This window comes from Kribbella capetownensis (assembly GCF_004331485.1).
Classification (GTDB): domain Bacteria; phylum Actinomycetota; class Actinomycetes; order Propionibacteriales; family Kribbellaceae; genus Kribbella; species Kribbella capetownensis.
Map to the genome: position 1 here is coordinate 96,255 of NZ_SJKD01000008.1, position 12,826 is coordinate 109,080.

13 protein-coding genes are annotated in these 12,826 nt (G+C 69.0%); 7 read left to right on the forward strand and 6 right to left on the reverse strand.

The features are described from left to right. Nucleotides 1–13 precede the first annotated feature (13 nt). The 4 genes from E0H75_RS31160 to E0H75_RS31175 all read left to right on the forward strand — a co-directional run bounded on the left by E0H75_RS31160 (nucleotide 14) and on the right by E0H75_RS31175 (nucleotide 3,328). Nucleotides 14–667 carry a response regulator gene (locus tag E0H75_RS31160; RefSeq protein WP_131517288.1) on the forward strand — a complete coding sequence of 218 codons (654 nt, stop codon included), beginning with the start codon at nucleotides 14–16 and terminating at the stop codon, nucleotides 665–667. A gap of 151 nt (nucleotides 668–818) precedes the next feature. Further along, nucleotides 819–1,430 carry a signal peptidase II gene (locus E0H75_RS31165; protein WP_131517289.1) on the forward strand — a complete coding sequence of 204 codons (612 nt, stop codon included), beginning with the start codon at nucleotides 819–821 and terminating at the stop codon, nucleotides 1,428–1,430. A 12-nt stretch (nucleotides 1,431–1,442) separates the two neighbouring features. Further along, nucleotides 1,443–1,823: a response regulator gene (locus E0H75_RS31170; RefSeq protein WP_238163362.1), complete on the forward strand. Its 381-nt coding sequence runs from the start codon at nucleotides 1,443–1,445 to the stop codon at nucleotides 1,821–1,823. Between the two features lie 44 nt (nucleotides 1,824–1,867). After that, a complete protein-coding gene (locus E0H75_RS31175) occupies nucleotides 1,868–3,328 on the forward strand; it encodes a sensor histidine kinase (RefSeq protein ID WP_131517291.1) in 1,461 nt (486 codons plus the stop codon). 12 nt (nucleotides 3,329–3,340) lie between these two features. Here the strand turns inward: E0H75_RS31175 and E0H75_RS31180 are convergent, their stop codons facing one another. The 3 genes from E0H75_RS31180 to E0H75_RS31190 are packed head-to-tail and all read right to left on the reverse strand — an operon-like array spanning nucleotide 3,341 to nucleotide 6,500. Continuing rightward, on the reverse strand, nucleotides 3,341–4,618 hold the full coding sequence (locus tag E0H75_RS31180; protein ID WP_131517292.1) for a sugar ABC transporter permease: 1,278 nt from the start codon (nucleotides 4,616–4,618) through the stop codon (nucleotides 3,341–3,343). Then, complete coding sequence (locus E0H75_RS31185) at nucleotides 4,615–5,400, reverse strand: ATP-binding cassette domain-containing protein (RefSeq protein WP_131517293.1); 786 nt, start codon at nucleotides 5,398–5,400, stop codon at nucleotides 4,615–4,617. The genes E0H75_RS31180 and E0H75_RS31185 overlap by 4 nt, the downstream gene beginning before the upstream one ends. Then, nucleotides 5,400–6,500, reverse strand: a complete 1,101-nt coding sequence (locus E0H75_RS31190) for a sugar ABC transporter substrate-binding protein (protein WP_131517294.1) — start codon at nucleotides 6,498–6,500, stop codon at nucleotides 5,400–5,402. Before E0H75_RS31190 ends, E0H75_RS31185 begins: the two co-directional genes overlap by 1 nt. Nucleotides 6,501–6,630: 130 nt before the next feature. On the opposite strand from E0H75_RS31190, the gene E0H75_RS31195 reads away from it, so the two are divergent. Continuing rightward, entirely contained in the window at nucleotides 6,631–7,068 is a 438-nt protein-coding gene (locus E0H75_RS31195; RefSeq protein ID WP_202873261.1) for a universal stress protein, read from the forward strand. Nucleotides 7,069–7,077: 9 nt separating this feature from the next. Further along, nucleotides 7,078–7,566 (forward strand): GNAT family N-acetyltransferase, encoded by a 489-nt coding sequence (locus E0H75_RS31200; protein ID WP_131517296.1) that lies wholly within the window; start codon nucleotides 7,078–7,080, stop codon nucleotides 7,564–7,566. On the opposite strand, the gene E0H75_RS31205 is transcribed toward E0H75_RS31200, so the two are convergent. Together E0H75_RS31205 and E0H75_RS31210 are read right to left on the reverse strand one after the other, a co-directional pair. Beyond that, complete coding sequence (locus E0H75_RS31205; RefSeq protein ID WP_131517297.1) at nucleotides 7,490–8,932, reverse strand: MFS transporter; 1,443 nt, start codon at nucleotides 8,930–8,932, stop codon at nucleotides 7,490–7,492. The two genes, E0H75_RS31200 and E0H75_RS31205, sit on opposite strands and share 77 nt — an antisense overlap. A gap of 23 nt (nucleotides 8,933–8,955) precedes the next feature. Next, nucleotides 8,956–10,023 (reverse strand): alkene reductase, encoded by a 1,068-nt coding sequence (locus tag E0H75_RS31210; protein ID WP_131517298.1) that lies wholly within the window; start codon nucleotides 10,021–10,023, stop codon nucleotides 8,956–8,958. Between the two features lie 212 nt (nucleotides 10,024–10,235). Here E0H75_RS31210 and E0H75_RS31215 point away from each other — a divergent pair, with 212 nt between their 5' ends. Further along, entirely contained in the window at nucleotides 10,236–10,706 is a 471-nt protein-coding gene (locus tag E0H75_RS31215) for a MarR family winged helix-turn-helix transcriptional regulator (protein WP_131517299.1), read from the forward strand. Between the two features lie 15 nt (nucleotides 10,707–10,721). On the opposite strand, the gene ftsH is transcribed toward E0H75_RS31215, so the two are convergent. Next, nucleotides 10,722–12,686: an ATP-dependent zinc metalloprotease FtsH gene (ftsH, locus tag E0H75_RS31220; protein WP_131517300.1), complete on the reverse strand. Its 1,965-nt coding sequence runs from the start codon at nucleotides 12,684–12,686 to the stop codon at nucleotides 10,722–10,724. Nucleotides 12,687–12,826 lie beyond the last annotated feature (140 nt).

Here is a 12,826-nt window from a genome sequence, read left to right on the forward strand (position 1 = left end):
GTAGGGAGTGGAGATGAGCCGGACCCGAGTGGCGATCGCGGATGACGACGTCCTGCTCCGGGAAGGGCTCGCGAGCCTGCTGGAGCGCTCGGGATTCGAGGTCGTCGGGCAGGCCGGCAACGGCCCGGGACTGCTGGCGCTGGTCCGGCAACACCTCCCGGACCTGGTGATCATCGACATCCGGATGCCACCCGGCCATTCGACCGAGGGGCTGGACGTGGCGCAGGCGATCCGGCAGGAGCGCCCGCAGACCGCGATCCTGCTGCTCTCGGCGCATGTCGAGGTCGAGCACGCGATGCAGATCCTCGGCAGTGGACAAGGAGTCGGCTACCTCCTCAAGAGCCGCGTCACGGACGTTGACGAGTTCGTCGAGACGCTGGAGCGGGTCGCCCGGGGTGGCTCCGTGGTGGACCCGGCGCTGGTGAAGGAGCTCGTGGACTCTCGCCATCGGCACGATCCGCTCGCGGTGCTCACCGAGCGCGAGCGCGAGGTGCTGGCCCTGGTGGCCGAGGGCCGGTCGAACGCCGGCGTCGCGCGGCAGCTGTGGGTCACCGAAGGCACCGTGGAGAAGCACGTCCGCAGCATCCTCACCAAGCTCCAGCTGCCCGAGGCCGACGACGACCATCGCCGCGTCCTGGCGGTCCTCACCTACCTCGAGGGCCGCTGACCCCTGACAGCGCCCGGCGCAAGATTGCAGGCAACCGGTAGGTGGGTTGGCCGCTGTCGCTGAGGTCCGATCCTCGCTCGCCCGGAAGGGTTGAAGTACGGCCGAGAACGCGCGTGACCAGCGCGGACGCCGTCCACCCCCGAGGAGCGTCATGTCGAAGGTCCGCCTGGCCACCACGACGACCGCCGCCGCCGGAGCCGGCCAGCGGTTCCGTGTTCTCGCCCTGCTCGCGCTGGTCGTCCTGGTCGACCAGGCGACCAAGCGGTGGGCCTGGCAGCACGTCGACGGCTCGATCATCAACAGCGGAAGCGACCAGTTCGCGGGCCCGCGGATCGGCGACTGGTACGCCGACCCGTCCACGGGCACGCTCCTGGACCTCGCCGGGCTGGCCTTGCTGATCACGGCGTACGTCGTGCTGGTACGGCGCCGGCGCCCAGCGATCATCCTCGTCTCCACCGCGCTGGCGATCGGCGGCTGGGGCAGCAACCAACTCGACCGCGTCGGCCTGCACGCCTGGACCGCTCCGGGCAGTGTCCGCGGCGCGGTCGACTTCATTGCTGTCAGCCACTACCGCTACAACCTCGCGGACCTCGTCATCGGCGTTGCGACACTCGTCCTCGGAGTATCGCTAAGCTACCGATCCGGTACCGCGATCTATCGTCGCCTCCGGACGCGCCGGGGGATGCCGGTCCAGGCACGGACCGTGACCGGATCGATGTCCAGAGGTGCAGCTAGCCGGAATGCCACCGGTCTACTTCGCTGAAATGGTGGAATCATGGTTCGCTGCATCATCGTCGACGACAGCGCGCGCTTCCTCGAGGCCGCGCGGGCGGTGCTGGAGTACGACGGAATCCAGGTGGTGGGGACCGCCTCGACCAGCACGGAGGCCCTCGCCCTGGTGGCGCGGCTGCGGCCCGACGTGACGCTGGTCGACATCGACCTCGGTGCCGAGAGCGGACTGCGACTGGCCGCGCGGCTGGCGGAGCAGGCCAACGGGTCACCGGCGCCGTTGATCATGATCTCCGCCCACTCCGAGGAGGACTACGCTGACCTGATCGAGGCGAGCCCAGCGATCGGATTCCTGTCGAAGACGGCATTGTCCGGTGCCGCCGTCCGCGAGACGCTCGGCGAAGTCGGCGGGCCCTCGGGACGGTGAGCAGCGCGAGGCCCCGGGAGCACGGCGACCAACCGGAGGGGCGGATGAGGGGTCTCGGGCTGAGCGTCCGGATCATCACCGCCAGCGTTCTGCTCGCCGTGATCATCGCCGCCGCGTTCGCCGTACTGCTCTCCTCGGTGACCGAGCTGCGCAGCCTCGAGCGGCGGGCGCAGCAGTCCGAGGACGTGCTGGTGGCCGCCAACCGGCTGGAGCGGCTCATCGTCGAGATGGAGGACGGCCAGCGCGGGTTCCTGCTGACCGGATCCGAGCAGTTCCTGCAGCCGTGGGTGGAAGGTCGCGCGGAGTTCGCGCAGCAGGCCGCCGCCCTGGAGAACCTTGTCGCCGACAACGCCGAGCAGCACGCCCGGGCCGAGGCCCTCACCCGAGCCGGGACGTCGTACCTGAACGACTACTCCGTACCGCTCGTCGCCGCGGCCCGGCGGGACCGGACCTCGATCGACCTCCTGCCCGCGACCACAGAGGGCCGGCAACGGGTCGACGCGATGCGGACGCAGTTCGATCAACTGCTCGACGCCGAGAAGCAGCTGGCGATGACGCGCCAGGACAGTGCGCGCGACGCGGCCGGCCGTGCGATGTTCGCCGCAGCCGCCGGCCTGACCGGCTCGGTTCTGCTGGTGGCACTGTTCACCTGGTATCTGAACCGGAGCATCCTGCACCCGGTACGCCGTACCGCCGCCATGGCCGAGCGGCTCGCGGCCGGGGATCTGAGCGCCAGAGTGTCCGACCACGGTGTCGGCGAGATGGGCGTACTGCAGCGGACTTTCAACGCCATGGCCGCGGCCGTGCAGCAGGCACAGCGGGACCTCGCCGGTTCGCGTGCCCGCATCGTCGCGGCTGCCGATCGGGCCCGTCAGCGGATCGAACGCGACCTGCACGACGGCACCCAGCAGCGGCTGGTGGCCCTGGCGCTCCAGCTCCGCGCGGGCGAGGCCGCGGTGCCACCCGACCAGCCGGAGGTCCGCGCCCAGCTCGCCAACGCCGCACGCGAGCTCACCAATGCGACTGACGAACTGCGGGAGCTGTCCCGGGGAATCCACCCGGCGATCCTGACCGAGGGCGGCCTCGGTCCGGCCCTCAAGGCGCTCGCTCGCCGCAGTCCCGTGCCGTCGGAACTGACAGTGGACATTCCGGCCAGACTCCCCGAGCCGATCGAGGTCTGCGCGTACTACGTGGCGTCGGAAGCGCTGGCCAACACCGTCAAGCACGCCAACGCATCGGAGGTGTGGATCGACGCCCGGGTCAGCGAGGGCCGCCTGCACCTGTCGGTCCGCGACGACGGCACCGGTGGTGCGGTGCCTGATCAGGGAACGGGGCTGATCGGGCTGGCCGACCGGGTCGAGGCACTAGGTGGCACGATCTCGGTGGACAGCCCGGTCGGTGTGGGTACCACGCTGCTGGTGGACCTTCCGCTCGAGTCCGGCCTCGACTCCGGCACCGACAGCCAGCCGAGCTGGTCGCGTCCCGGCAACCGGATCCACCCATGATTCAGCCCTCGCTCAGCTGGCCCGCGCCCGGCGTACGACCGCGTCGAATCCGGCGGCCAGCAGCAGTACGGCGCCCGTGACGACCCACTCGTAGCCGGCCGAGTTCGCGCCCTGGATCAGGTCGCTCATGCCGTTGATGATGACCGCGACGACCAGTCCGCCGAGGACCGCGTCGATGACACGGCCATGCCCACCGAACAGCGACGTACCGCCGATGACCGCGGCACCGACCGCCAGCAACAGGGTGTTGCCGGCGCCCGCGTTCGACTGGACCGACTGCAGCAGCGAGGCAGCGATGACCCCGGAGACGGCGGCCATACCGGAACAGATGGCGAACACCGAGATCCGGATCCGCGACACCACGATGCCCGCGCGCCGCGACGCCTCCTCGTTCCCGCCGACGGCGTACAGATGCCGTCCGTACGGCGTCCGGCTGAGGATGAAGTGCCACGCGGCGAACAGGATCACCAGCAGCACGACGACCCACGGCATGCCCTCGGCCTTGTTGTTGAAGAAGGCGTTGGCGGACAGGTTGCGGTTGATCCCCATCTCGTACGTGAACGCCGCACCGAGCGCGGCCAGGACCACCACCTTCGCCGCGATCACGGTGAACGGCGGCCGGGACAGCCCCGAACGCTGGCGTCCGAGGGCGTCGTTGACCTTGACGGCGGCGTACCCGATCACGAACAACGCCCACAGGACCCAGCCCAGCCACAGCGGCACGAAGCTGTTCTCCAGCTTGATGATCGGCGAGCCGGCGGGCAGGGTCACCGCTCCTTGGCCGCCGATCAGAATCAGCGTGACGCCCTGGAACGCCAGGAACGTCGCCAGCGTGATCACGAACGACGGTACGCCGATCCGGGCGCGCAACCAGCCGATCCCGAGACCGATCAGGACGCCGACCCCCAGGCCGATCAGGAGTCCGAACCACCAGGACGCACCGTGCCGGATCATCAGCACGGCCATGATCGCCGAACACAGGCCGCCGGTCGTGCCGGCGGAGAGGTCGATCTCGCCGAGTAGCAGAACGAAGACCAGGCCCATCGCCATCACGATGATCGGCGCCGCCTGGATCACCAGAGCCTCGATGTTGTAGGCACTCAGGAAGCCCTGATGCACCACCGCGAACACGACGGTGATCACGATCAGGCCGACCATCGCGGGGATCGAGCCCAGCTCGCCGCCGCGGACCCGGCCGACATAGTCGCGGATGTAGGTGCTCAGTGCGCCGAGTCCCTCGACCGGCTCCGCGCTGTCCGGCTTGACGAGGTGATCTGTCTGGGCGCTCATATCGCCGCTCCGGTCGACTCTTCGCGGGACAGTCCCAGGTCACCCGAACGGCCGGCGGTGATCAGCTCGACCACCTGCGTCTGGGTCACGTCCTCGCGTCTCACCTGCGCCGCCATCCGGCCCAGGAACAGGACGCCGATCGAGTCGGCGACCTTCATCACGTCGTTCATGTTGTGTGACACCAGAATCACTGCCACGCCCTGCTCGGCGAGGCGGCGTACCAGGTCGAGCACCTGCTCGGTCTGCGCGACGCCCAGCGCGGCCGTCGGCTCGTCCAGGATGACGATCTTCGACTGCCACAGCACTGACTTGGCGATGGCGACCGTCTGCCGCTGGCCGCCGGACAGGCTCGCGACCCGCTGCCGTACCGACCGCACGGTCCGGACCGACAACGACGTCAACGCCTGTCGCGCCAGCTTCTCCATCGAGTTCTCGTCCAGCGTGTGCAGGCCGGTGACCTTCTCGCGGCCGAGGAACATGTTCTGGACGATGTCGAGGTTGTCGGCCAGCGCAAGGTCCTGGTAGACGATCTCGACACCGAGCTGGGCGGCGTCCCGCGGGCCGGTGACGACGTGCGGCGTACCGTCGAAGACCAGTTCTCCCGCGTCGATGCGGTGGATGCCGCCGATGCACTTGATCAGGGTCGACTTGCCGGCACCGTTGTCGCCGACAAGGGCGGTCACCTCACCGCTGAGCGCGGTGAGGTCGACCGATGACAACACGTGGACCGGTCCGAAGGACTTGTCGACGCCACGCAGTTCCAAAGTGGGGTGGGTGGCCATCACGGAGTCTTGATGCCGTTGGCCGCGCACAGCTGGACCAGCGCGGGGGTGGGGCAGACGGCCGCTGCCGTCACGTAGCCGTCGGTGACCGGCTTGGCCACGTTCGCCTTGGTGATGACGGTCGGGTCGGCCAGGTACGCCGGGACGGCGCGACCGTTCGTCGGGTCCTTGACGGTGGTCGGCGCGGTCGGCTTCTGGCCGGCGAGGATCTGACCCGCCAGCTTGATCGCCACGTCCGCCTCACCGGCGACGGGCTTGTAGATGGTGAAGGCCTGGGTTCCGGCCATCACGTTGTCGAGGCCACCGGCGGTGGAGTCCTGCCCGGACACCGCGACCTTGCCGGCGAGGCCCTGCGACTTCAGCACGTTGATGACCGACTGCGCCATGGTGTCGTTGGCAACCATCACCGCGTTGATGTCGGGGTGCTGGCCGAGCATCGTGGTGAACACGGTCTGCGCGGTGGCGGCATCCCAGTTACCGGTCTGGTCGGCGAGCTTGTTCCAGCCCGGCTGCTTCGACAGGACCGAGTTGTAGCCCTGGGCGAACTGGGTGGCGTTGTTGTCGGTCGGCGCACCGTCGATCTCGACGTAGTTGACCGCGGTCTTGTCCTTGACCTGCGGGGCCTGGGTCAGCGCCGTGCCCTGGTCCTCGCCGACCTTCACGTTGTCGTACGAGACGTAGTACGACGCCGTGCCACCGGAGGTGAGCCGGTCGTAGTCGATCGTGACGACGTTGTGCTGCTGGGCGAGAGCCTCGATCGCCTTGCCGGAGCCCGGGTCCAGGTTCACGACCAGGAGGACGCCGACGCCGGCGTTGATCAGAGCCTGCGCCTGCGACTGCTGCGTGGTCGCGCTGCCGTTGGCGTTGTCGATGAAACAGGTGAGCTTGTTGTCCGCGCACTGCGCCTTCAGCTCGTTCGGGTCCGCCGCGACCCAGCGCGGCGAGGACGCCGTGTCGGGCAGCAGGATGCCGACCTTCGTGTTCGCGGGCGGGGCACCGCCGGCCGAGGAGGTCTTGTTGTTTCCACAGGCGACCAGCCCGGCCGTCATCGCGGTCGCGACTCCGGTCACGGCCACGACGGTGCGGAGTGTTCTACGCATGTCCCAGGGAGCCTTCATACTGGCAACACTCCGCCCGGCCGCGCGACACAACATCCCGGCAAGCGCCCGACCCACCTACCGGCTAGCCACACTCCTCAGCTCCCGCTAACTGCAACGGTACGGTATGGGGATGTTCGAGCTCGGCACTGATGGTCCTCGGTCGATTCTGGTGGGGGTCGACGGGTCGGATACGTCGCTGCGGGCCGGGTCGTACGCCGCTGGATTGGCCAGGCGGCAAGGCGCGCAGGTGATCGTCCTGTTCGTCCACGTCCCGGCCGGAGGCGGCCTACTGAACCCGCAGCTGATGGAGTTGCAGCGCCAGTCCCAGGTGAGCGTCGTCGACGAACTGCGCGAAGAGGTGCACCGCAACGCGGAAGCCCTCGGCCTGCACGTCACGTTCCACGAACGCCACGGCAACCCGTACCTCGAACTGGTCCGCCTCGCCGACGAACTCCGCGTCGACGCGGTAGTCGTCGGCGCCTCCATGCAATCCGGCCACCGCCTCATCGGCTCTCTGGCCGCCCGCCTGGTCCGAGACGCCCGCTGGCCAGTCACCGTCGTCCCCTGAGGATGAAGCATGGTGGAAGAGGTCGTTGAGTATCGGTTCCGGCCGGCAACCAGCGATGACGATGCGTTCGTCTACGGACTGCATCGGGCCGCGATGGGTGCGGTTGTCGAGGCGACGTGGGGGCCTTGGGACGAGGCGGTGCAGCGCGGGTTCCATGAGCGGTCGTTCTCGCCGGAGCGGCTGCGGATCGTGCTGGTTGGCGACGTGGAGGCCGGTGTCGTCGATGCTGGGTTCGAAACGCCGACCGTCTTCTACATCGGGCGGATCGAGATTCTGCCGCGGTTCCAGGGGGTTGGACTCGGGTCGCGGATTCTGCGCGATCTGCTCGCGGCGGCTCGGAGGCGCGGAGCCGCCGCGGCAGAACTCCATGTTCTGAAGGCGAATCGGGCCAGGTCTCTCTACGAACGGCTCGGGTTCGTCGTCATCGCGGATGAGGATCCGAAGTTCCGGATGCGACTGGAGTTGCCGGACGCTGGTGACGCGGCAGCAGGGCGCTGACCACCGCGATGGCCACGCCGAGCGCGGCCGCTACGAGGAACACCAGGTCGTAACCCTCGGCGAAGGACGCGGGCCGACCGTCGGCTGTTGCGGCTCCGGCGGCCGTCGTGAGGATCGCGAGACCCACTGATCCACCCACCTGGCTGGCGGTGTTGGCGAGCCCGCCGACGATCCCGGCGTCGCCCTCGGGAACGTCAGCGGTCACCGCGGCCATCAGCGTCGGGAAGGTCAGCCCGATGCCGGCCGCGACGAGCAGCGTCGGCCAGAGGATGCCCGTGAAGTAGCCGCTATCGGCGCCCGCCTGGGCAAGCCACGCGAACCCGGCCAGGAAGAAGGCGCTCCCGGCAAGGATCAACCGACGTACGCCGGTCCGCGGCAACAGAGCCGAAGCCAGTCGCGCGACCACGACGAACGTCACCGCCGCAGGAGTCTGCCCGAGGCCGGACCGCAGTGCGCTGTAGCCAAGGACGTTCTGCAGGAACAGCGACGTGAAGTACCACATCGCAATCGCGATCCCGCCGAACAGCAGCAGCATGCCATTGCCGACAGCGACCTTCCGGACACGGAACAACCGCAGCGGCATCATCGGCCGGGCGACGCGCGCCTCCACCAGCGTGAAGACAGCGAGCAGAAGCAGGCCTGCCACGATCGGTACGACGACCGGCACCGAGGTCCAGCCATGATCGGTGCTCTGCATGACGCCATAGATGAGCGCGGCCAGCCCTGCCGTGCCGGTGACCGCGCCGGTGAGGTCGAGCGATTCCCGCCGGCCGGTGCGTACGCCGGCGAGCGACGTCATCGCCACAACGATCAGCAGCGCACCGATCGGCACGTTGATCAGGAAGACCCATCGCCACGACAGGCCGGTCGTCAGCGCGCCGCCTGCGACCGCGCCGGCCATCCCACCCACACCACCCGATGCGGACCAGGCACCGAACGCCCGCGCACGTGCGTGTTCCGCGGTGAAGTGGGTGTTGATCACGGCCAGCGTCGCCGGCGCGAGCATGGCGGCACCCGTCCCTTGCACGATACGGGCCGCGACCAGGACTGCCGGGTCCGCGGCCAGACCGCCGACCAGGCTTGCCACGGAGAACAGCAACAACCCGGCGGCGAGCATCCGGCGGTGGCCGAACAGATCGGCGGCGCGACCGCCGAGCAGCATGAAACCGGCGAACGTGAGCAGGTAGCCGTTCACCACCCAGGCCAGGCCGGTCGAGCTGAAGCCGAGGTCTCGCTGGATCGAGGGCAGGGCGACGTTCACGATGGACGCGTCCAGGATCACCATGAACTGGCTGGCACACGCCAGCGCCAGGATCATCCACGCGGATCTCCTGATCGCGGGCTGCATTTCTACTGCGGGTTGCATAGCGAAACCTTCCCGGGGAGTTGTCAGGTGAGGGTCGGGTAGTCGGTGTAGCCGCGGTGGTCGCCGCCGTAGAAGGTGGTGCTGTCCGGCGTGTTGTACGGACCGCCGGCAGCGAGGCGGTCGGGCAGATCGGGGTTGGCCAGGAACAGCGCCCCGAAGGCGATCAGGTCGGCGGTGCCGTCCTCGATCAGGTCGAGGGCATCCGGACCGGTGGTCTCGGGAAGGGTCTGCGGGTTGAGGATGAACGTGCCAGGCCACTCCTTGCGCAGCCGGTAGGTCAGGTCGCGGTCCGGGCCTTCCATCAGATGCAGGTAGCTCAGACCTAGCGGGGAGAGCCGTGCGAGCAGAGCGCCGTACGTCTCGTAGGGATCGACCTCGACGATGTCGTTGTTCGGTACGCCGGGTGAGATCCGGAGACCGACGTTCTCGGCGCCGACCGCGTTAGCCACCGCTGAGGCCAGCGCGACGGGGAAGCGGATCCGTCGCTCGGCCGCGCCGCCCCAGCCATCGGTACGGCGGTTCGCGTTGGGCGCGAGGAACTGGTGGATCAGGTATCCGTTGCCGCCGTGCAGTTCCACCCCGTCGAACCCGGCGGCCATCGCGTTGCGCGCCGCCGCGACGAAATCGCCGATCGTGGCAGCGATGCCGGATTCGGTCAGCTCCTTCGGCGTGACGAAGTCCTGGGGCCCCTCGTGGGTGAAGACCTGTCCCTGCGCGGCCGTTGCGGACGGCGCGACCGGGTGCAGGCCGTCCGGCAGCAGGCTGGGGTGCCCGATGCGGCCGGTGTGCAGGAGTTGCGCGTAGATCACGCCGCCCGCGCGGTGCACGCCGTCCGTCACCGTTCGCCACGCTGCAACCTGTTCGGCGCTGTGCAGTCCCGGCGTATTGGGGTACCCCTGGCCGACCGGCGAGGGCTGGGTGCCCTCGGTGACGATCAGGCCGGCTCCCGCCCGCTGCGCGTAGTACTCCGCGGTCAGCGCGGTTGGACTCGCTCCCGGTCCGTAGGCGCGACTGCGGGTCATCGGAGACATCGCGATGCGGTTGGCCAGGCGCTTGCCACCCAGGTCGTACGGGTCGAAGGCCATCGACATGGTCGGACTCCCGTTCTCGAGGAGGGTCGCCGCCCTCCGCGGCAACCAATACCTGTTCGAACAGGTAATTCATCCAAACCATTTCCGCCCATCGTGTGACCTGCGTCACTCATCACTGTGACTGCGCAGGCCAGACCACCCAACGGTCGTCCGATCGACGTCCGGTACAGTGACAACTGGTTGAACAGCTAAATGATCCTGGTGAGAGGCTGATGAGTCCTTCAGAGCACGCGCCACTGCCGTCCATGCCGGCCCAGCCGCTGACCAACGCGATCGTCCGGGTGGCACGGCTGCACCGGATGATCGCCGGACACCTGCTGCGCCCGCTCGGTCTGCGCCTCGGTCAGGAGTTGGTGATGATGCAACTGTGGGACCGCGGCCCACAGAGCCAGACGGACCTCGTCCGCGTCCTCGGCTCCGACTCCGCGACCATGACCCGCACCGTGCGCCGCCTGGAGAACGCCGGCTTCGTGCGTATCCGGCCCAGCACCACCGACAAGCGCGCCACGATCGTCGAGGCCACGCCCGCCAGCCAGTCCGTACGCCGCGAGGTCGAACGCATCTGGGCCCATCTGGAAGAGAGCGCCACCGGCGACCTCACCCCCGCCGAGCAAGCCGACGCCCTGGCAATCCTCCAACGCATCGAATCCAGCCTCACCCGCGCCACTACTCCACCGAACTAGCCGTCGGCCCCGGCGTTATGTCCGGGCGTCGTGGGGGATGCCTGCGGCGGCGTAGGCGTCGGCCTCGTCGAGGGTTTCGTGCCGGAGTAGTTGCTCCGCGATGCCCTCGAGCCGATCGCGGTTGTCGCGCAGCAGTCGCCTGGCCTCCTGGTAGCACTCGTCGATCAGGCGCCGTACCTCGTCGTCGACGGTGTTCAGCAGCGAGTCGGAGGCGAAGGCCCGCGGGTCACCGTCGACCGGGAGCACGGACACCGGTCCGACCGCCGCCGACATACCCCACCGGCCGACCATCGAACGGGCGATCTGGGTGGCGGTCTGCAGGTCGCTCTCGGCTCCGGTGGTGACCACGCCGAGGATCTCCTGCTCGGCCGCCATTCCGCCGAGGGCTCCGATGATGCGGCCGCGCAGGTACTCCGCGTCGTAGCCGTACCGATCCATCTCGGGGGTCGACAGCGTGACCCCGAGCGCGCGACCGCGGGGGATGATCGACACCTTGCGGACCGGGTCGGCGCCGACCTGGATCATGCCGAGGAGTGCGTGCCCGCCCTCGTGGTACGCCGTACGGCGTCGCTCCTCCTCCGGCATCACGACGTTGCGGGCGGTACCCAACTGGATCTTCTCCAGCGCGTCGGTCAGGTCGCGGCGGCGGATCTCCGACCGGCCGTCGCGGGCAGCCGCCAGGGCTGCCTCGTTCAACAGGTTGGCCAGGTCGGCGCCGGTCATTCCCGGTGTCGACTTGGACACCGCGGTGAGGTCGACGTCCGCGGCGAGCGGTTTGCCCCGTGCGTGGACGCGAAGAATCGCCTCCCGGCCCTTCTGGTCCGGAGCGTGCACGGTGATCGTCCGGTCGAACCGCCCCGGCCGCAGCAGCGCCGCATCCAGTACGTCGGCCCGGTTCGTGGCCGCCAGCACCACCACACCCTCGGTCCCGGAGAAGCCGTCCATCTCGGTGAGGATCTGGTTCAGCGTCTGCTCGCCTTCGTCGTGACCGCCGAACGAGCGCGCGCCGCCGCGGGCCCGGCCGATCGTGTCGATCTCGTCGATGAAGATGATCGCCGGCGCGACCTTGCGGGCCTCGCTGAACAACTGGCGGACCCGGCTCGCCCCGACACCGACGATCGCTTCGATGAACTCCGAGGCGGCGGCCGAGAAGAACGGCACGCCGGCCTCGCCCGCGGTGGCCCGCGCGAGCAGTGTCTTTCCTGTCCCCGGCGCGCCCGAGAGCAGCACGCCCTTCGGCGCCCGGGCACCGAGCCGGCGGTACTTGTCCGGGTCCTTCAGATAGTCGACGATCTCGGAGATCTCGTCCTCGACCTCGTCGATGCCGGCGACGTCGGCGAAGGTGGTCCGCACGGTCTGCGGGTCGACCGGCTTCTTCTGGCCACCACCGAGCAGACCGCTCAGCCCTCCCCCGGCCGCGCGTTGCTGACGCCGGAACAGCCAGATGTAGAACCCGACCAGCAGCAGGATCGGGGCGAACGAGATCAGCAGGTTCCACAGTGCCCCGCGCTGCTGGACCACCGGAGTGGCCTTCACCGTGGTGCCGGCCTTCTGCAGGGCGCCGTACAGATCGTCGTTGGCGAACGTCGGCCGCTCGGTGGTGAACTTCGTGTACTTCGAGTCGCTCTTGCCCGGCACCGGGGCCTCGTTCTTGAGCTGGCCCTGGATCGTGTCACCCCGGGCGAAGATCTCGGAGACGTTGCCCTTCTGCACCTGTGCCGAGAACTCGGTGTAGGAGACCGTCTCCGCGCTGCCCGCCATCTGGTCCTGCATCGTGGTCAGCAGGAACAGCACCAGGTAACCGCCGGCGACGAACGCCACCCACCGCAGCCAGCGCGGCCGCCGCGGCTTGTCGCCTTGTTTGCCCGGCGGGAGCCCTTCGGTCCGCCACGGCTGGTCGGCGGGCCGCTGCGAACCGTTGGATCGGTCGTCCTGATCCGCCGGGGGCTGCTCACGCGGTCGCTTGTCCTGGTCGCTCATCGTCGGCTCCGTTGTCTCGGTTTGCCTCCATCATCGGGCCAGGCGACCGGCATCGCGCCAATGCGGGTCCCCGGTCCTGAGTCCAGGGACTCTCCCTGGTGCGACCCGGACGTCCGGCGAGCGAGCGTGAGGACAGCACC

Bases quoted from the DNA above. Each gene is read 5' to 3' on its own strand.
- E0H75_RS31210 (WP_131517298.1), bottom strand. From the start codon at position 10,023: ATGTCGATGGCCTTCGACCCGTACGACCTGGGTGGCAAGCGCCTGGCC.
- E0H75_RS31180 (WP_131517292.1), bottom strand. From the start codon at position 4,618: ATGAGCGCCCAGACAGATCACCTCGTCAAGCCGGACAGCGCGGAGCCG.
- E0H75_RS31215 (WP_131517299.1), top strand. From the start codon at position 10,236: ATGAGTCCTTCAGAGCACGCGCCACTGCCGTCCATGCCGGCCCAGCCG.
- E0H75_RS31185 (WP_131517293.1), bottom strand. From the start codon at position 5,400: ATGGCCACCCACCCCACTTTGGAACTGCGTGGCGTCGACAAGTCCTTC.
- ftsH (WP_131517300.1), bottom strand. From the start codon at position 12,686: ATGAGCGACCAGGACAAGCGACCGCGTGAGCAGCCCCCGGCGGATCAG.
- E0H75_RS31165 (WP_131517289.1), top strand. From the start codon at position 819: ATGTCGAAGGTCCGCCTGGCCACCACGACGACCGCCGCCGCCGGAGCC.
- E0H75_RS31190 (WP_131517294.1), bottom strand. From the start codon at position 6,500: ATGCGTAGAACACTCCGCACCGTCGTGGCCGTGACCGGAGTCGCGACC.
- E0H75_RS31200 (WP_131517296.1), top strand. From the start codon at position 7,078: ATGGTGGAAGAGGTCGTTGAGTATCGGTTCCGGCCGGCAACCAGCGAT.
- E0H75_RS31160 (WP_131517288.1), top strand. From the start codon at position 14: ATGAGCCGGACCCGAGTGGCGATCGCGGATGACGACGTCCTGCTCCGG.
- E0H75_RS31205 (WP_131517297.1), bottom strand. From the start codon at position 8,932: ATGCAACCCGCAGTAGAAATGCAGCCCGCGATCAGGAGATCCGCGTGG.
- E0H75_RS31170 (WP_238163362.1), top strand. From the start codon at position 1,443: ATGGTTCGCTGCATCATCGTCGACGACAGCGCGCGCTTCCTCGAGGCC.
- E0H75_RS31175 (WP_131517291.1), top strand. From the start codon at position 1,868: ATGAGGGGTCTCGGGCTGAGCGTCCGGATCATCACCGCCAGCGTTCTG.
- E0H75_RS31195 (WP_202873261.1), top strand. From the start codon at position 6,631: ATGTTCGAGCTCGGCACTGATGGTCCTCGGTCGATTCTGGTGGGGGTC.